Genomic DNA, 19,916 nt, shown 5'->3' with positions numbered 1-19,916 from the left:
CGTGGCAATGATGACGAAGCTCATAGGCACTGCCTAATCCTGAGCAGAATCATTCGTTTTGTTGTATTTTATCATTCAATTGTTATGTCTCAACGTCTAGCTTCGCCTTAGTTTTTTATCACTGCTTACTTTTCATCAATCGCTACTTTTATTATGAAGCTGACAGATTACTTATTCAGAAAACGGGTCGTTTTATTGATTCTCATCCCGAATTAGCAGAATTTAGGTAACCTACCTTTAATCGACTTCCCAGAAAACCTATTCAGATTAAATATTGCTAGATTCCAAAACTCTACTTCCATGAATACTATCTTCGTTCCAGGCTATTCGAAAGACAAATCAATACAAACGAATGAAATCGTGAGGTTGGAAGGCTCTGGGAATTACACCATTTTTCACATGATTGATGGTCGTCATTTCCTTACTTCCAAAAGTTTGATTTATTACGAAGAGTTACTTTCTTTCCCATTTATAAGAATACATAAATCCTGTTTGATCAATATTCATTATGCGCTACAGCGAAAAACGTCTGATTTAGTGAGTATGGTAGACGGCACTGAAGTGCAGGTATCAAGGCGAAGAAAACCTGAACTGAAGAAATATTTAAAATGCCCCCGTAAACCTAGACGCCGGCCAGCGGAATGATATTTGCCATCGCCTATTTGGTAGATCAAAAATCAATTTATCGTGTGTAAAGGGTTGTTTTCTGTTTTATTTTGTTATATTTTTACTTTGCATTGTACCATTTTATATTTTAGGCTTTTTCCCGAAAGAAAGGAATATCGTTTTCATCACGTAATCACTTCAATCTCAAAAAATAGCTTTCGAGTTGATAAAAAATCTTTCTAGCCCTAAAATCTCTTACCCTTTTTAGGTCAACTATTACGCTTCCACACCTAACTATTAAACAAGCTCTTGTTAGACAAATACTTTTGGGTGAAATCATCCATTGGTATAAGCAGTGATACCGACAACATGAGGTCGTAAACGCTGCCGTTGCCAGTGGTAATAGCCTACTTATTGATTTTTAATGCCCTATTTATTCAATCTTTACTCTGCATACTTATGAAAACCTTTAGTATTTTTTTAGGGAAGTTTTTTTCCCTTTTCCTGATTACAATCATCACTAGAGACACCTTGGCCCAAACCACTTTTGTTGCTTTTAAATCAGAGGATTGGAAATACCGTGAGGCTTTTCAGGATCCAGTAAATATAGGGAACGGTAACTGGAAAACGGACGGGTACAATGATGCGGCTTGGAGTAGCGGGCAGGCACCATTGGGGTATGAAGATATTACTTCTTCACCACAAAAACCTTTAATAAACACGTGGCTTCGCCCTCAAGGGTTTTACCCTCAAGGGCCAAACCCTCAACCTACCTCCCCAAGGGCTAATTATTTTCGAAAATCATTCAATGTAACTAACCCTGCGCAATTTAGCAGCTATCGCATCAAAACGTGGTGCGACGACGGATTAGTGGTCTATGTCAACGGGACGGAAGTGTACCGCCTCAATATGCCCGCAACCGCAGTGGATTCTTCCCTTTCGGCCTCTGCAACAGCCACAAATGATTCTATTTATGGTGAAATTACCATTCCTGGTCAGTTATTAACTGGCACTAACGTCATTGCGGTAGAAGTACACCAGTCAGGGTCTACCAGTATTGACCGGTATTTCGACCTATCCATCGAAGGAATTGAAGTGACCCCACCCACGTCTCCTGAATGGCCTATTGCCTTCAAATCACCGGGTTGGAAATACCGTGAGGCTTTTCAGGATCCAGTAAATATAGGGAACGGTAACTGGAAAACGGACGGGTACAATGATGCGGCTTGGAGTAGCGGGCAGGCACCATTGGGGTATGAAGATATTACTTCTTCACCACAAAAACCTTTAATAAACACGTGGCTTCGCCCTCAAGGGTTTTACCCTCAAGGGCCAAACCCTCAACCTACCTCCCCAAGGGCTAATTATTTTCGAAAATCATTCAATGTAACTAACCCTGCGCAATTTAGCAGCTATCGCATCAAAACGTGGTGCGACGACGGATTAGTGGTCTATGTCAACGGGACGGAAGTGTACCGCCTCAATATGCCCGCAACCGCAGTGGATTCTTCCCTTTCGGCCTCTGCAACAGCCACAAATGATTCTATTTATGGTGAAATTACCATTCCTGGTCAGTTATTAACTGGCACTAACGTCATTGCGGTAGAAGTACACCAGTCAGGGTCTACCAGTATTGACCGGTATTTCGACTTATCTATCGAAGGCGTAGGAGGGTGTCCTTCGGCAACGCTTGTACGCCAGCCTTATTTGCAGATAGGCACGCCTACGTCGGTGATTGTGCGCTGGAAAACCAACGTTGCCACCAACAGTAAAGTGAAGTACGGGACCGACCCCAATAACCTTAATCTGCAAGTAACCTTACCCACAACCACCGTTGAGCATATTGTGCCATTAGCGGGGTTGTCGCCCAACACAAAGTATTATTATTCAGTGGGCTACACCTGCGGAATGGCCGAAACCACCCTAGCGAGTGGCACTGACTATTATTATTATAGTATGCCCAGCAACAATACCACCGATTCGTTGAGGTTGTGGATTTTGGGAGATGTATGTAGCAATAACCCACTGGGCTTGCCGAGTGTGACCGACGGAACGCGCCGCCAAGTAAATGTCCGAAATGCCTACATGAACTATCTCGGAAACAAGCGTCTGCATGGCATTCTCTTTGGGGGGGACAATTCAAAATTGGAGCCTTTTGACGGGACCGACGCGGCACTTGATTATAATCTATTTCCCGTTTACCCAAATCAATTCAGGAATACCGTTTCTTGGATTTCATTAGGAAACCACGATTATGGATATAGACCCTACGCTGATTCAACGATTGCTGGCTATAATGCCTTCTCCTACCCAACGTTGGCAGAAGCTGGCGGAGTACCCTCCGCAAGTAAAGGCTATTATTCTTTTGATTTAGGAGACGTACATGTTATCATGCTAAATCCTTATCACCCAGATGCTTTTCTTACCCGAGGGGCCATTTCTGGTTGTACGGGCGGTGGTTGGCTTTGTCTCACCAGCTACCCTATGTCGATGTTCTTGTTGAAGTTTGATGAGCCTGCTAATCGCTTAAATCTTTTCAATCAACTTCAGCAGGTCAAATGGTTGAAGGCAGATTTGGCCGCTACTACCAAAAAATGGAAAATCGTATTATTTCATACGCCACCTTATACCAAAGGAACGCACGATTCGGACCCTAAATCGACTACTTTTCCAAGCAATGATGGCGAGTTGACCGTAATGAGGGAGTTATTGGTGCCCGTTTTAGAACAATATAAAGTAGACTTAATTGTGACCTCCCATACGCACGCCTATGATCGCTCTTTCCTGATGCAGGGCGTAACAGGCACACCTACACAAGCGCAATTTAGGACAAACCCTAACCAACTACTACAAAATTGGTCCGGGACCTACGGCCCATCCTCAAAGCCATACATCAAAAATAGCCCCTACAACGGTGCTGTTCACGTAGTTACGGGCAATGCGGGCAGGGGTGCGACCCCAGGAGCGGGCGACGGCAAAGAGACGAGTGTTAATAAACCTCACCCCGTCATGTTTTACAGCGATAGTACCGATGCGCTCCTTTCTACAGGAGGAAGCGTAGAGCTTGTCATCAACCAAAATCGTCTGGATGTTAGGTACTTAAAACTCGTTGATGATAACAGCCTAAGTTCTACCCCTCCGTACACGATCAAAGACCAGTTTACCATCATGAAGGATGTGAACAAAAAAACCACTTACAATAACCCTACTTTACCCCTCAACCTGACGGCCTCATGGGAGGGAACTTATTCATGGAAAATCCTCGGTGGTGGCATTTTACCCAATACCACGAAAGGGATTACGGTATCGCCCGTTGCCAACACAACCTACATTGTCAATGACGGCTACAACGGCGGGAATGGGTTTTTGGCCGATACTTTTATTGTGGTTGTGAACGCCTGCCCACCGACCATCACCCTCAACACCACCATTACAACAAGTACGGTCTATCAGGCGTCGCAGTGGATCAAGGGGACCAATACCAATATCATTGCGCCGTCGGCTACGGTAGAGTACCGGGCTGGTTACATTGAATTAGTACCTTCAGGAAACGGTACCGCATTTCTGGCAACACCAAGCAGCGGTCATTACTTTTTGGCCGTACCAGTGGGCTGCAATCCTGGGGGTGGAGGAAGTGGAGACCAACCTAGTAGTTCCCCAACACAAAAAGTTTCTGACGGCATTGTACCACCGAATACAACTACCATCAAAAAGAAAAAATAAAACCTTAAAAAAAAATTAGTGCAAATGCGCTTCTATCAATTTTTGCGAAATGGCCTCCCACGTGTAGCGACGTCGGAGGTCATTGTCAAAAATAAAATCTTTCTTTTGGGCAATCAATTGTTGAAGTAATAATTCAGAATCGGAAGAATAATAACTTTCCAACACATAGCCAAGGCGATTTTTGGCTACAAATCGGGATACTTTAATCTCGGCATTGATGATAACTGGCGTTTGCGATTGCACCGCGTCATAAATCTTATTTGGGCTGGCGTTGAGATTATTGTCGTTGATGGGTTCGTACACCGACAAAATATAATCACATTCCGATGCCAGTCGCATGGTTTCCTGCTGGGTTTTTACGCCCCAAAAGGTCACTTGTGGGTGTTGACTCATCAACCGTGTAGGCTCATCATAGACCCAACCAATCATCCAAACTTTTACTTTAGGCGAGCATTTCAACAATTCTGTCAAGAGCACCGTACCCCGAGTAACGCCCAACGAACCACTGTATAAAACCAGCAACTCGTCGGCCGCCGCTGCCTTGGATTGAACGTCATAAAAAGCGTAGGGGTAATTTTCCACAACGACGGTTTTTCCCTGAAATTCATTCGGAACAAGGGTTTTACGATTATCGTCGGTCACAATGATGGTTTTGGGCAATCGGTACAAAAGGGATTGCAGCGAGCGTACGACGGGACTGGCAGAGCGCAGAAAAATAGAATCAAAAATATCTGCCACAACCCGCCGTCGACTCCAAATCAAAAACGGAAAAAATATCAGCAACAACTGCTCATTGATAACGTGAATACTACGAAATGACTGGGTAAAATAGCGTTTGACAAACGAAAAAAAATACCGAACGAGCGTTCCAAGAGATTTATGATGGCCTTGAATTAAGCAAAATTCTGCACAATAAGGCTTGACAAAAGCCTGCGAATCATCCCGACCGATACCCAAATAAACAACATCAAAATGAGCAGCTAAAGTCTTGATTTCTTTATTGATACGCGTATCAGAACCATCATTAATACAAAGATAAAGCAGCTTCGGTAAAGACATATTCTGTAGTACGGGCCTTCTGCCCGTTATAATTTAATCAATTTTACGTTTTTATTGGATGGGCAGACGTAAACGGAACGCCGCTGCGGGCCTGCCCCTACTCTGGAATCTCCATGCGAATGCGCCATTCTTTGGGCAAATAATTATTGATTCGGTTGCCTAGCCCTTTGACCCAGCCCAATCCTAACCCCCGATGCGTAACCAAGAGCCAACCCTTGGGCGCGTCAAAAAGCAAATTTTCTTTTTTCAAAAACTGCAACACTTCGCCCTCCGAAAGCTCCAGGCGCGGCAGTTGAGCTGAAAGCGCCGTACTCAATGCCAAGGCGTGAGAAGGAATAAAATCAGTGCCTTTAAAAGACCCCATTTCAAGCCCCAACCCTTTGGCAAACAATAAATTATCCAACACAATCAAATCATTTTTTTGGCTTTCCAACAACGCAATCACTTCGCCGTTGGGTTTCTCATAAAAACTAAATTCGTCGGGTTCTTGCAGCCATCGGCTTATTTCATTTAGCTGTTTTTTGTGCAACGGCTTGAACGAACGCGGCCGTCCGCCCTTTTCCATATTATAATAAAACGAGTCCAGTTGTGCGGTTTTTCGAAACGCCGCCAGAAAAAAACCTTCACCCCTTACCTTGTGGGGATAACATTGATACCCCATTTTTTTGGCCACAATGCCCCAGTCGGCAGGCCATTGCAACTTTACTTCTTCAAACTGATGGGTATCTACCACAAACGCACTGCTGTCTTGATTTTCGGCATCGTTGTAGGTACAAGTACAATAAATCAAAACACCGCCCGCACTCAACAACGGCATGGCCGCACTCAAAATCCGTTTTTGTCGGCCCGCGCATATCTGCACATTTTCCATCGACCATTCGTCAACGGCAGCGGGGTCTTTTCGAAACAGCCCCTCGCCAGAACACGGGGCATCTATCAAAATTACGTCAAAAAAACCTTCGAGTTTCCCTAAATCTTCGGGGTCATGGTTGCTTACGTGGACGTTGGGAAAGCCCCATTTTTGCACATTTTCTTTCAGAATCATCACCCGACTACGAATGACTTCATTGGCCAATAAAAGGCTATCCGACGATAATTTTGACGCCAAAAGGGTGGTTTTTCCACCTGGTGCCGCGCACAAATCCAGCACTCGTAACGGCTCCGAAAGGTCAACGGTTTGTGCGAGCGCTTCGCCAATCAACATCGAAGACGCTTCCTGTACATAATACGCCCCCGCGTGGAAAAGCGGGTCGAGCGTAAAAACGGGCCGCGACGCCAGATAACTCGCCTCCGAACACCATTTTACGGTATCTTCCGTTGGTAAATCAGGGAATTTGGCAGAATTATACCGAATACTGACGGGAGGCGAGTACCGCAAAGCCGCCTCAAAATCAGCGTATTCATCACCCAATTGGGCTTTTAGTTCTTGTATAAACGGTTGGGGAAATTGCATCATGGGATTACTTTCAGAAAAGCACTACATCAAATAAAGCACCAGCGTGAGGCACAGGCGTCCGACGGTTTGAACGGGGGCACCTAGCCCGTCAGACGCTTACACAGTCAGACAGTTGATGGCTACAAAGATGCGTAGATTTCCGTCAACTCTTTCGCTATTTTCTCGGCCGCAAACTCCTTTACGTGTTTTTGCCCTTCTGTTATCAGCAATTTTCGCAATGTTTCGTCTTGCCAAAGTAGCGTTAACGTTTGGGCAAAAGCGTTCGCATCATTTGGGTCAACGTACAGGCCGCCTTTACCACCAGCTTCTTCCAGACACGAGCCAGTTGATGCTACCACCGGCACACTGCTGTGCAAGGCTTCTACAATAGGAATGCCGAATCCCTCAAAAAACGAAGGATAAGCAAATACCCGAGCCGATTGGTATAAAGCAGGCAAATCAGCAAAGGGAACATTGTTTAAAATCTTGACTTTTGTAGCCAACTGCTGTTGCACAATGTACGCTTCGATTGTTTGCTGGTAGCTTGTTTTCCCCCCCACTAGCACCAGTTCAGCGTCTTGCAATTGCGCCTCATGAAATGCCTTGACCAAATGAAGCTGGTTTTTGCGCGCTTCGATGGTGCCAACACTCAACACATAGGGTTTGCCAATATTGTATTTATGAAGGAGAGGCGAGACTTCCCAAGGCTGGGTGCCCCCGACGGGGCGTCCCCGTTTTAAAACTTGGGAAGTCTGATGAAATGCCTCATGACAATCCTGATACACTACTTTTATCTTCTTGGGCGAAGTACCGTAAAACGCTACAATATCGCGTTTGGTCTGCTCGCTAACGGCCACAATGACGTCGGCTTCGGCACAGGCATTTTTGAATTTTTGACGGTAAAAAAAACGGTCAATCGCAGGGTATAATTCAGGATAACGCAAAAAAATCAAATCATGAATCGTCACCACAGATTTAATGCCCACCGCCGACAGGCCATTGGGGAGTTCATTGCTTAACCCATGAAACACCTGAACGCCCTCCTGTACCAATTTTTTTTTGATACCATAACTCCGCCACCACGCACCGTACAATTTGTTTTTAAAGTCAGGAAGTCGAATAGACTTTTCGGAAAACTCATCAAAAAACCCCGCCTTGAGTTGTGGTGTGTAGGCTAAATACTGATGTTGCGGCGCAAACTGTTGCAGCGCATTGAGCACAAAACGGCTGTAATTGCCCAATCCAGTACGGTTATTAAAAGCCCTTTTGGCGTCAAATCCTATGCGCATCACTCTTTTTCTTCAGGCTTATGAACGTGCTTAACCTCTTGCAAATCAACCCATTCGTTACAATGAGGACATTGAATATACTTACGTCCTTTGTCCCGACGAATTTGCTCCATAAATCCCGACGCAATGATACCCGTAGGAAGCGCAAACAACGCGATTCCCAAAATCAAAACAACGCCTCCGAAAAACTTTCCAGCAGCCGTAATGGGATACATATCGCCGTAGCCGGTCGTGGTCATCGTAATCACCCCCCACCAAAGCGTTGCGGGGATACTCTTAAATCGTTCGGGTTGCAGGTTATGTTCCAAATAGTACATCACACTCGACGAAATCAGCAACGTAAAAATAATAAACGAAAAACAGATAAGCAGTTCTTCTTTGGTTTCCAGCAACACGTTCCGAATCATCTTGAGCGCGCGAGAATAGCGCGTGACCCTAAACAACCGGAACAACCGGAACACCCGCAAAATCCGAATAATGCCGAAATCAGAAGTGAGGAGTGTGAAATAAAAAGGGAAAATACCCAGAAAATCCACGATGGCCCAAAATGAGAAAATATAAGACAATCGCCCGCGCCAACTGCTCGTAATGTTGGGATTCTCGACACAAGACCATATCCGCAGAAAATACTCAATGGTAAATATGACTACCGAAAAAATCTCAAAATCCTGAAAAAAGCGCTCATAATGCTGATTGTGTCTGATTTCGGGAACGGTATGAAGAATAATAGCGACGGAATTAAGGAAAATAATGGACACCAAACCAATATTGATGTACAAACTCAGCCCTCTTCGCCCGATGGCCGAAAACTCTAGCGTGTTATAGACTCGTTTGCGTAGGGTCACGATTGGTACTTTTTTTGGCAAAAGTACGGAGAAGTTGCCGTAAAATTCGAGTTCGTTATCGCTAAAAAACAATCCCCTTTGGCCAATGACCAAAGGGGGTATGATATTTGAAACTCAAATCGTTTATTCAATTCCTAAACGCTCTATATATTTCTTGTCAGCGATTTGTAGATGAAGGTAATAAACTCCTTTATTTAGTTTCCCAGTGTCAATTTCCACAAAGTTCTTGTCTTTAAAGAACTTGCCCATTTTGGCCTCTTCTTTACTTAATGACCATATTACCTTCTCTTTTTCACTGTAAAGTGTCAATCCCTTTACTAAATCATCGGCATATTTCGCATCGGCAAACTCAACACGTATTTTATCGCCGTTTTTGACAGGATTGGAAGAGGCCATGCGATAACCGCTATAGCCATTGTCCTGAATGTAAAACATATAGCTTTCCCCACTGCCAAATTGATTGGTGGCGGTAGCCTGAAGGCGCATAAATGGCGAAGGATAAGCATGACAACTAACGCCATAGGGAGAGATACTTCCGCTTCCCCCATCAATGTTCCAATCTGCACCGGTAGCGGTATTGTCTGTAAAGAGAAGTAAATATGCCCCGCCATTCACATAGTTCATGCTTTGAGCAGGTGAGCCATTGACTGTTTTACTGGCTATGTAAGGTGTTCCTACCACAATCTCATTACTCCAGTCTCCACTACCACCGCAGGAATTATTTGATCTGACCTTAAGTTTTCCTCCAAAACTAGTAGTACTTACGGTTTGGCTGGTTCCCCCAGTATAACTGGTACTACCATTCACTCTTACACCACCTGTGGTTTGCCAAGTGACATCACTATATGCAATCTGATTACCTACATTTACCTGATAAGTAGCCGATTGATTAGCACCATATAAACCAGGTGTTGAAGAAAATGATACAGGAGGTCCCAGTTTTGCATTTACGCTAATTAGAGTAGATGAATTTTTAAACTTAAGTGTAAGTGTTCCTTGTTGTCCTGTAAAAGGTGTAACATACGCATAGGCCCAAGGTGGAGGAAAACTACCTCCACTGGTATTAGTATAATTTACAGAGTTCCAGCCGCTTGGAGTAGTTACATAATCAATTTCTTCAAAACCATAACTACTTCCCTGATATGATTGTGCAAATATTTTAGCGTTTTCATTACAGGGAAAATACACTGTTTCTCCGCCATAAAGTGTTGACTGATTAAAAAAATTGGGAGGGCCAAAACCGATGACAATTCTGGGAGGGTTCTGGGCATTTGCAAAGAACGTATTTGCAAAGAAAACTAAAAGAAAAAATTTAAACGATTTAATCATTGCTTTTCGCTTTAAAAATGAAAACTGAAGTTTAAAACCGATAAGGGGCTGATCAGCGTTTCCCAATAACTTACTGAGGCATAAACATTTGTTGTTTCTGTGCTTGTAGGGGATTGAATAATTTCAAAAGGTAAAATTGTACTTTGTTTCCCCCTGTAAACAGTAAGATTAACCTCTGTTGAAACAGAAAAATGTTTGTGGAATTGATATTTTATTCCAGCCAGTAAAATACCGCCCCATCTTCTATTGGTACTCGTGATAAAATCTCCACGGGCATACAGATCATCCCCCAGATAAAGTCGGTTACGCCAACCATTATCTACGTTGTTTTCCATTATTTTTTTTCCAAAGGAATAATGTACTTCAACACCATAGTACGCAATTATCTTATCTTCCCAAATGAACTTATTTCGCTCGTATCCTACACGGAACATAACATCGCCTTTATCCCAAAGACGAGGAATCGAGCCACTTGCAATAGAAGTCGAAGTACCAATACGAGCACGCAGTACATTCTCATCCGACAACTTCCTTCTAACCAATAAAGAATATTCAGGAAGCGTATTTTTATTAATGAGCCAAAGCATGTCCGTTCCAACTTCCCATTTGGGAGTATCCTGTGCCTTGAGTTCACTCCCAAACCCAAGCATTAAAATAAATAGTAATCGTGTGGTCGTTTTCAAAAAGGCGTCTTTCAGTTTTAGTGTGGTGCCTACTTGCTTGCGGGCGTTTGGGCGGTGGCCGTCGTTGATCAACGCCACAATGTTAGGAGTTGCCACTGCAAACGGCTTGCAGTGAGTCATTTTTTTTTGTCTTTTTTCATAGCTTTAGTTTTTACAATACAAACAATTGATAATCAATAAATCACCTTCCACTATTGTTATTATAGAAAGGGTAATTGAAGAATTTTTGCACGAAATCTTGCCAATGAGAAGCGTCGTCGGTGTAGTAATAACTGCACCTGAAGCGGTCGTAGAGAATCGGCAGGCCATAGTCGTTACGGAGCCGGTCGAGCAGGTAGTACCATGCTCTTTCGGAGAGGCCAAGGCGCTGGGCCATTTGGCGGGGCCTACCCGTAGATTTGGCGGTGATCAAATCGTCGGCCCGCTTTACCAATACAAACTGATGGTGAGGAAGCATCACAGAAGCTTGGAATACGTGTTGGTTATAGAATACACTTACCCAAACGTCTGTGATTTATCTTTACTTTACAATCGTTTATCAAAAAAGTTATCAAACGGTAAAAAGCATACTTTTCTACTTCCGCTCAAACACCTTCTCACCCGCTACGTAGGTTTTTAGCACTTTCAAATCCCTTAATTCATTGGCGGGGGCCATCATCAAATCTTTTTCCAGAATGATAAAATCAGCGGCTTTGCCCGTTTCGATACTGCCCAAACGGCCTTCTTCAAAATTGCCGTAAGCGGCCCAGATCGTCATGCCGCGCAGGGTTTGTTCGCGGCTGAGCGCGCCTTCCATTTGGTAGCCACCTTCGGGAAATCCTTTGGCGTCTTGCCGGTACACGGCCGAATGAAACGTATAAAACGGAGAAACGGCTTCTACTGGGAAATCCGTTCCGAATGTCACCTTACCATTTTGTTGAAACAACGCCTGAAACGCATAACCATTTTTTGCGCGCTCTTTCCCCAAACGCTCAACCGCCCAATACATATCTGAAGTAGCGTGGGTGGGTTGAACTGAGGGAAGTATGTTAAATTTTCCAAAAGTGGGCACGTCGGCTGCGTCCACGATTTGGGCGTGCTCGATGCGCCAGCGGCGATTATTTTTGCCTTTCAAATACTTGGCATACAGATTGAGCATGAGGCGGTTGGCCGAGTCGCCGATGCAGTGCGTATTGGCCTGAAACTCGCTGTTGGCGATTTGCTTCACAAAATTTTCCAGTTCTTTAGGGCTTAGCAACAAAAACCCGGAGGTTGGAGCATCGCTGTAAGGCTTGAGCAAACACGCACCCCGCGAGCCCAACGCCCCGTCGGCATAGATCTTAAAAGAACGCACATTGAGGCGGTCAGTCACGTACACGCCTTTTTTCAGTATTTTATCCACATTTTCCTGATTGATGCTCACCATTGGATAGAGCCGTATCTTCAGTTCGCCTTTTTTATGCAAATTATCCATCAGCTCAATTACTTCCGGCGATACGCCGGCGTCACCCACGTTGGTCAGGCCATAGGAAAGACACACTTCCTGCGCTTTAAGCAGCATGTCTTTAATTTCGGCTTCCGACGGCTGAGGATTGGCAGCCCGCGCCAAACGCATGGCATTGTCGACCAGAATTCCCGTTGGCTGCCCGTTTTTCATGGGAATGTCGCCACCATCAACTTTCGTTTTACCGGTAATTTTGGCCAATTGCAACGCCTTGGAGTTTACCCAAGCCGCGTGCCCGTCGATGCGAGTCAAGTACACTGGATTATTTGGAAATGCTTTGTCCAACATATCTTTATCGGGAAATTGCTTCACTGCCCAATCATTTTGATCCCATCCGCGCCCAATGATCCATACGCGGTCAGGGTGATCAGATTGGTATTTTTTCAGGCGTTCCACCACCTCTTCGGCCGACTGCGTTTCTACCAGATCGGCTTGGTCGAGCATCTGACCCAAGCCGTAGAAGTGCGCGTGAGCATCGTACAATCCGGGATATAAGGCCTTGCCTTCGGCATTGAGCACAGAGTCGGATTTGTACGCACCAAACACCGAAGCTGAGTCGCCAACAAGCACAAATTTCCCTTCTTTAATAGCAAACGCGGAGGCTTTGCTGAAGGTAGAATCAACGGTGTAAACGGCCGCATTATAGACAATTAGGTCTGCTTTCTCTTGGCTTGAGCATGACGCTAAAAAGGCGGCGAATAGCGCGTAAAAGTAGTTTTTCATCGTGTCGGGTTTAATTGATGCTTAAAGCTACGTTATAAAAAGTTATTTTTGAAACGTCAAACGCGTTTTGTCGCCCTCTTGGGGCCTATATTCCCGTTAATAGATGCTAAACGACATGACAAAATAAGGCTAACCTGTTTCGTTTTTGCTTGTATGACACGATTTTTGCTACTTCTGTTTATTCTTTTTGTACCGACTTTTGCTTCCTTTTCTCAAGAACTTTTGACCCTTGAAAACGCCATTTCTGTGGCGTTGGAAAAAAACTACGCCATCAAAATAGCCCGCAGCCGCGAAGCCATTGCCCACAACGACAACACGCGCGGCAATGCTGGTATGTTGCCCGTCGTAACGGGTTCATCGCAGGCAAACTTTAATAACAACAGTGTTAACCAAACGTTTTTTCCGCTGGGAACCACCACCCGCGAACCCCTCGTGCAAAGAGGTGTGCAGAACCGCAACTCCAACTCAGGTATCAACTTGGTGTGGACGGTTTTTGATGGTATGGGCATGTTTGCCACTGCTGAGCGACTACGTGAAATTGAACAATTTGGCAAAACCACCGTTAAAATCAACATTGAAAATACCGTAGCGCAGGTAGCCGCGGCTTACTATGACATCATTCGCCAAAAACAGCGCCTCGAATCGCTCAAAGACGCGTTGGATATTTCGAATACCCGCCGCGAACTGGCCAAAGCCAATTATGAAGTGGGAGCCACATCGAAGTCGGAGTATTTGGCCGCGCAGGTAGACTACAATGGCGACCAAGCCGCTTTGGTGGCGCAGGAACAATTTTTACAAAACACCAAAGTAAACCTGAACGCGCTATTGATGCGGGAATTAAACATTGATTTTACGATTCCTGATACCATTACTTTTCGGAAAGATTTGGAATTGGTGCAGTTGCAACAAAGTTTAAAAAGTCAAAATCCGAATTTAATCGCTGCCAATCAAAACCGTAAAATTGCCTCGGTAACGGAGCGTGAAATAAAAGCGGCCCGCCTGCCACAAGTGGATTTACTCGGGAGCTATACCTACAATACCCTCAACAACGAAGTAGGTTTTGGCGTAAAAACCAGCCGAAACGGTTCTCTCAACTACGGCGCTCGCCTCGTTATTCCGATTTATGACGGCTACAATCAACGCCGACGTGAAGCTAATGCCAAAATCGGGACCATGATTGCGGAATATCAGGAGTCTGACCTAATGGTGCAGTTGCTTTCAGCGCTCGAACGGACCTATAATACCTATCGAAACAGCATTGCTCTTTTTAGTTTTGAAGAACAAAACCTTAAAATTGCCCGCCAAAACGTAGATTTGGCGTTTGAGCGTTATAAATTCGGAAACTCAACGGCCATCGAATTTCGGGAAGCACAACGCAACGCGGTTGCCACCGAATCGCGCCTGATTGAAGCGGCCTACAACGTCAAAGTAACCGAAATTGAACTGCTTCGCCTGAGTAGTTCGATTATCAATGACGTTAAATAAAAAAACAAACGACCATTGAGGGCGTTGGCTTACCTTTGTTAAAAACGCTTCGTCTTTAACAAAGCTTGTCTTATGGAGCCATTCTGGAACAAAACCCTCACGCGCGACGCCCTCATTACGGTCCTCACCAGTGCTATTTTAGCCTTGAGTTGTTTCTATGGCCCAACGATTCACCTCCCGTTTTTAGTCGGGGTACTGTCGGGCATAAGTTTGGGCGTTCTTCAACCGCGCAAAGGCTGGATTCTTGCCATCGAGCAGGTGTTGTTGGTTATAGGCTTTTATTTTCTTATCAACAACCTTCGGTTGCTTCCACCTTTTGACGCCGATGCTACGCAGTTCACGGCTTTTTTGCAGTTCTTACCCATTTTTGCGGGTAGTTATTTAGGCGGTTTTCTCAAGCGAGCTTTTTAGATTTTGGGCAGTAGCTCGCATTTCACCAAGGAACGTAAACTAACGGTTAAATGCGGCCTAGCTCAATGACTTTTGCCGCCGTATTGCTCAAGGAGTGAACCCCCATAATTAGCCCCCCAAAGCGTTCATCTTTGCTGAATCCCTGCTTCCAGCGTGCATAAATCTGCTGAATCACCACCGTGTTTTTAAACAACCCAAAAACGTAGTAATACAAAATATTGGAAACATCGCGACCACTTTGTTGGGCATAGCGTTCCGCAAATTCTTGACGGGTAAAATTGCCCAGAAGCCACGTGAGATTAAAGCTTTTTTCAAATGCCCCGTCCGTTGCCTCTGACCAATAGGAGAGCGAAGTACCCACATCCATCAGCGGGTCGCCGACGGTCGTCATTTCCCAATCTAGCACAGCTAGGATGTCGGTCAAATCGTTGGCGTTAAGCACTACGTTGTCGTATTTGTAATCGTTGTGGATAAGCGTGGGCGAATTTTCGGCGGGAAGGTTTTGTACCAGCCATTGATAGACTTGCTCAAAGACTGGCACTTCGTCGGTTTGGGCGTGTTGATAGCGTTTGTACCAGCCTTGCACCTGACGCTGCACGTAGCCTTCAGGTTTGCCTAAATTAATCAACCCTGTGGTCTGAATATCAATAGAATGTAGCGCCACCATATTGTCCACCAAAGCCGCCGACAGTCGGCGGAATGTATCGGGTTCAATGCCCATTTTGGGAGCGGAATGGGCGCGCAAAATCACTCCCTGCACTCGTTCCATGACATAAAACGGGCAATCTAGCACACTTTCATCCTCATAATAGGCAATCGGGGCGGGGATTTTGGCATATTCTGCCGCTTTTAGAAGCGACAACACCCGAAACTCACGCCCCATGTCGTGTGCCCCTTTGATGTGTTTAGCCCCAAACGGCGGCCTACGTAGAACATATTCTTTCCCCGTATTGGTTTTCAAAAAATACGTTAAATTGGAATAACCACCCGGAAATTGGTTAACATCTGTAATCACACCAAAATCAGGCACTTGCTCAGCAAAATACGCGTTCAGTTTGGCAATATCCAATTGCTCGCCTTCACGCACCGCTACGGGTATATCGGTTTTTAGAATTTTCATCGGGTTTAGGTACTCTTTTGATCTGTTAAAAGGCAAAAATAAGAGGTTTTATTTTCGGCATAAAAAAAGGGCGGAAGTTAATCCGCCCCTCAATTTATTAATTTTTTGCACCGCCCTGTTGACCAGTTTTTGGCGGCTGATTTTGTTGCGCTTCTCGCATTGGGTTGGGTGCCCGCTGAATTCCCTGTGATTTAAACAACTGGAATCGCGTCGGTTGCGCGGGTTGGCGCGGGAAACTGTTATTTTCAGTGTCAATGTCGGCAATTTCCTGATAGGGGTCGAGCGTCCATTGAACTACTTTTTTCTTGCTCGTAATCACTTTCGAAATATCTTGGTCATTCAAACGCCAAATTTCGGCGGGGAAACGCACTACCGAATCCGTACCGTCTTCGTATTGCATTCTGATAATGACTGGCATCGGCAAGCCACCCTTATTTTTCAGCTTGATGGTATAAAAATTCAAGCCTGATTCAACCAACTTGCGTTCATCGGGCGTGAGACTCGCCAGATAGGTTTCGTATTTTTTCTTATCGTTTTCTGTTACTTGATATGGGTCGTAGGTATTATAAAAATCCTTCATGTCGGGGTTTTTGTCTACCACGCTTTCTTTGATGTATTCTTTATCCCGCTGGCGCGCCACAGTGTTGCGCTTGGCTTCGGCGGATTTTTTGGCTTCGGCTTTATTGACCTCGGGATTCTGCGTATCTAGCGCAAACCATTCGACCTCGGTCAAATCCTGATCAACGGGCTGTGTGCCGTAGAACCAACCTTTCCAGAACCAATCCAAGTCCACGCCCGAGGCATCTTCCATAGTACGGAAGAAATCGGCGGGGGTAGGATGCTTGAATTTCCAACGATTGGCGTATTCTTTAAAAGCATAATCAAACAGTTCGCGCCCCATGATGGTCTCACGCAGGATGTTTAAACCCGTAGCAGGCTTGGTATAAGCGTTGGGGCCAAAACCCATGATGTTGTCAGAACTCGACATGATAGGCACTTGCTTGCTTGGGTCGGTGCGCATGTATTCGACAATGTTCTGCGGCTCGGCCACGTCGCCGCCCATGTCGCGGTCCCATTCTTTCGTAGACAAATACTCCATAAATGAGTTCAATCCTTCGTCCATCCAAGACCATTGGCGCTCATCAGAGTTGACAATCATCGGGAACCAGTTGTGACCTACTTCGTGAATAATTACCTGAATCAAAAAGTCTTTGGTTCCTTTTGAATATGTGCCATCTGCTTCTGGCCGCGCACCGTTGAAAGAAATCATCGGGTATTCCATACCGCCTACTGGCCCGTGTACCGATTGCGCCACGGGATAAGGATAATCAAACGTAAACTTTGAATAGGTCTTGACCGTATGCGCTACAAGCATGGTCGAGTATTGTCCCCAAAGCGGATTGGCTTCTTTGGGATAGAAAGACATCGCCATAATTTTTTTGCCGTTCAATTCCACATTCATTGCATCCCAGATGAATTTGCGCGAAGTGGCAAAGGCAAAATCGCGTACGTTATCGGCTTTGAAAATCCAAGTTTTCTTGCCTGTAGGCTTATTGGCTTCATTCTTTGTCGCTTCTTCCTGACTCACAATCAACACTGGTTTGTCAAACGTTTTACGGGCCAGTTCCATGCGCTTGAGCTGCTCGGTCGAAAGCACTTGGTTAGCATTTTGCAGTTCTCCCGAAGCACCAACGATGTGGTCGTTGGGAACCGTAATGGCAACTTTGTAATTTCCGAAGGCCAAAGTAAATTCTCCTTGCCCCAAAAACTGCTTATTCTGCCAGCCGTTTACATCATCATAGACGCACGCTCGTGGAAACCACTGGGCTATTTCGTAGATAAAGTTGTTGTCTTTGGCAAAGTATTCGGCCCCCGAACGGCCCTGCGCAAAACGAAAATCAGTGATGTTATAATTCCAATCAATCTGGAAACTCGCCGATTGTCCTGTCTTAATCGGAGCCACGAGTTCAATACGCATCATGGTTTCGTTGATGGTGTAGCGCAGCGGTTGTCCCGTTTTAGGGTCTTTTACGGCCGTAATCTTATGCCCATAATCTTTGTCAATCATAGAGCGCATGGTGCTACTCATCGGCATTCCTCTTTCATTGACCGAACTCGTACGGGTCAGATTGGCGATTGAGTTTTTGGTGAATACGTTCTGGTCTAGCTGCATCCACACATAGCGCAATTCATCTGGAGAATTGTTGAAATAAGTCACACTTTCCGAACCCATCAGGTGTTGTTTCTCGTCGTTTATCTCGACTTTGATATCGTAATCAACGCGATTCTGCCAATACTCTTTCCCAGGCGCGCCCGAGGCGGTGCGGTACGTATTGGGAGTAGGCAATTGGGTGCCCATTTGCTCAAAACGCGAATTGGCGTGGTAAGATGCTGGGGCAGGGGCCTGAGCTTGCAAATAATGGGTAGTTTGCCATAGGCACAAAACTAGAAACAGGGTTTTTCTCATGGAATTCGTCTGCTGAATGATTTTTACAAAAATAGGATTTTCTAGGCAAATAGGAAGGTCATCAAACAAAGGTATGCATCAATATCCCCCAATTTGGGGTAAATAATCTATTAACGGGGTAAAGTTTTATAAAGCACAAACCCAATGCCCGCAAAGATGATATTGGGTAGCCATACCGCCGCCACCGCAGGGATTTTGCCCGATTCGGCAATACCTTTGGCAAGCATGAAGAAGAGCAGATACACAAACGCCAAAATAAAACCCAAAGCAATCTGCCACCCCGAGCCCCGCCGGCTTTTACGGGCCGATACCACTACGCCTATGATGGTCAGAATAATAAAAGCAAACGGGTGCGTAAAACGCGTATATTTTTCGAGCAGGTACGTCTGAACGCCATCGGCGCCGCGCAGATTGAGTAGGTCGATGTACTCATTTAACTGGCTCAAGGTCAGCTCTTCAAAGCGGTTTTTATCATTCTCAAAGTCTTTTGGACTCAACGAAATAGCAGTATCTATCTTAACACCTTGAGTTAAGAATTCTTTTTGTCCCTCAAACTTTCGCACTTTATAGTCATGAATTTCCCATTTTTTCTTCTTGGGAGCCCACGTAATGCGGTCGGAAGTTAGCTTTTCCTTTAGTTGATTGCCTTCGATACGCTCCAAAGTAAACTTATAACCCGTTTGCGATGTATTGTTGTAGCTTTCGAGGTAGGCATAAGTAGTTGGCGCGACTTTTACGTGGAAATTCCGACGGTTGAAATAAAATTGTTCTTCGATGTATTTGTACTCAAAAGCCAACCGAATTTTGTTGGCGCGCGGAATGACCCAGCCTACCATGTAAAAAGTAAAAGCCGCCAATATGACTGAACCGATAAAATACGGGAACAAAATTCTGATAAAGCTGATACCGCTGCTAAACATGGCGATGACTTCGGTACGGGCCGCGATACGCGCCGTAAAAAAAACCGTAGAAATAAAAACCAACAACGGACTGAGGTAATTGGCGTAATAAGGAATAAAATTGAGGTAGTAATTTACGATAATTTCGTACGGCGTAGGATTCGTCTTTCTGAAATTATCTACCTTTTCCGTGAAGTCAATCACGCAGATAATCAGCAGCGTGACAAGTACCGTAAATACGTAAGTGATTAAAAAATTCTTGAGAATATATCGGTCTAATATTTTCATGCAATAAGTCTTTCGTCGTATGTTGTCCGTCTTGCAGTACAACGCAAATCTCCACAAGTTATGCTTTGATT

General features: G+C 45.0%; 15 protein-coding genes. 4 read left to right on the top strand and 11 right to left on the bottom strand.

From position 1 onward, the window contains the following. Positions 1-300: 300 nt before the first annotated feature. Both DVG78_RS19840 and DVG78_RS19835 read left to right on the top strand, forming a co-directional pair. Positions 301-645: a LytR/AlgR family response regulator transcription factor gene (locus DVG78_RS19840; RefSeq protein ID WP_114462788.1), complete on the top strand. Its 345-nt coding sequence runs from the start codon at positions 301-303 to the stop codon at positions 643-645. Between the two features lie 420 nt (positions 646-1,065). Then, positions 1,066-4,329 carry a purple acid phosphatase family protein gene (locus DVG78_RS19835; protein WP_114462787.1) on the top strand — a complete coding sequence of 1,088 codons (3,264 nt, stop codon included), beginning with the start codon at positions 1,066-1,068 and terminating at the stop codon, positions 4,327-4,329. A gap of 15 nt (positions 4,330-4,344) precedes the next feature. Here the strand turns inward: DVG78_RS19835 and DVG78_RS19830 are convergent, their stop codons facing one another. The 8 genes from DVG78_RS19830 to DVG78_RS19795 form a co-directional block, all read right to left on the bottom strand. Continuing rightward, positions 4,345-5,388, bottom strand: coding sequence for a glycosyltransferase family protein (locus DVG78_RS19830; RefSeq protein WP_114462786.1), 1,044 nt, complete (start codon positions 5,386-5,388; stop codon positions 4,345-4,347). 97 nt (positions 5,389-5,485) lie between these two features. After that, positions 5,486-6,844, bottom strand: a complete 1,359-nt coding sequence (locus DVG78_RS19825) for a methyltransferase RsmF C-terminal domain-like protein (protein ID WP_114462785.1) — start codon at positions 6,842-6,844, stop codon at positions 5,486-5,488. A 119-nt stretch (positions 6,845-6,963) separates the two neighbouring features. After that, positions 6,964-8,112, bottom strand: coding sequence for a glycosyltransferase family 4 protein (locus tag DVG78_RS19820; RefSeq protein ID WP_114462784.1), 1,149 nt, complete (start codon positions 8,110-8,112; stop codon positions 6,964-6,966). Continuing rightward, on the bottom strand, positions 8,112-8,957 hold the full coding sequence (locus tag DVG78_RS19815) for an ion transporter (RefSeq protein ID WP_114462813.1): 846 nt from the start codon (positions 8,955-8,957) through the stop codon (positions 8,112-8,114). Before DVG78_RS19815 ends, DVG78_RS19820 begins: the two co-directional genes overlap by 1 nt. Before the next feature lie 123 nt (positions 8,958-9,080). Then, complete coding sequence (locus tag DVG78_RS19810; RefSeq protein ID WP_114462783.1) at positions 9,081-10,286, bottom strand: hypothetical protein; 1,206 nt, start codon at positions 10,284-10,286, stop codon at positions 9,081-9,083. An 11-nt stretch (positions 10,287-10,297) separates the two neighbouring features. Further along, positions 10,298-11,089, bottom strand: a complete 792-nt coding sequence (locus DVG78_RS19805; protein WP_114462782.1) for a hypothetical protein — start codon at positions 11,087-11,089, stop codon at positions 10,298-10,300. 61 nt (positions 11,090-11,150) lie between these two features. After that, positions 11,151-11,426 (bottom strand): hypothetical protein, encoded by a 276-nt coding sequence (locus tag DVG78_RS19800; RefSeq protein WP_114462781.1) that lies wholly within the window; start codon positions 11,424-11,426, stop codon positions 11,151-11,153. 117 nt (positions 11,427-11,543) lie between these two features. Then, on the bottom strand, positions 11,544-13,175 hold the full coding sequence (locus tag DVG78_RS19795) for an amidohydrolase (RefSeq protein ID WP_114462780.1): 1,632 nt from the start codon (positions 13,173-13,175) through the stop codon (positions 11,544-11,546). Between the two features lie 153 nt (positions 13,176-13,328). Between DVG78_RS19795 and DVG78_RS19790 the strand changes: the two genes are divergently transcribed. Together DVG78_RS19790 and DVG78_RS19785 are read left to right on the top strand one after the other, a co-directional pair. Beyond that, on the top strand, positions 13,329-14,660 hold the full coding sequence (locus DVG78_RS19790; protein ID WP_114462779.1) for a TolC family protein: 1,332 nt from the start codon (positions 13,329-13,331) through the stop codon (positions 14,658-14,660). Positions 14,661-14,732: 72 nt separating this feature from the next. Then, positions 14,733-15,071: a hypothetical protein gene (locus DVG78_RS19785; protein WP_114462778.1), complete on the top strand. Its 339-nt coding sequence runs from the start codon at positions 14,733-14,735 to the stop codon at positions 15,069-15,071. Positions 15,072-15,117: 46 nt separating this feature from the next. Here DVG78_RS19785 and DVG78_RS19780 read toward each other — a convergent pair whose 3' ends face one another. From DVG78_RS19780 to DVG78_RS19770, 3 genes are all read right to left on the bottom strand, one after another. After that, the gene (locus DVG78_RS19780) at positions 15,118-16,191 is read right to left on the bottom strand and encodes a phosphotransferase family protein (RefSeq protein WP_114462777.1); all 1,074 of its coding nucleotides are present in this window, start codon (positions 16,189-16,191) and stop codon (positions 15,118-15,120) included. Between the two features lie 97 nt (positions 16,192-16,288). Then, the gene (locus DVG78_RS19775; RefSeq protein ID WP_114462812.1) at positions 16,289-18,658 is read right to left on the bottom strand and encodes a M1 family metallopeptidase; all 2,370 of its coding nucleotides are present in this window, start codon (positions 18,656-18,658) and stop codon (positions 16,289-16,291) included. Positions 18,659-18,768: 110 nt separating this feature from the next. Continuing rightward, the gene (locus DVG78_RS19770; protein WP_114462776.1) at positions 18,769-19,845 is read right to left on the bottom strand and encodes an LptF/LptG family permease; all 1,077 of its coding nucleotides are present in this window, start codon (positions 19,843-19,845) and stop codon (positions 18,769-18,771) included. Positions 19,846-19,916: the final 71 nt, after the last annotated feature.

Source organism: Runella aurantiaca (genome assembly GCF_003339505.1).
In the GTDB taxonomy this organism is placed as follows: Bacteria; Bacteroidota; Bacteroidia; order Cytophagales; family Spirosomataceae; genus Runella; species Runella aurantiaca.
The sequence above is the reverse complement of the archived record's forward strand: the minus strand, read 5'-3'. Positions and strand labels throughout refer to the sequence as shown.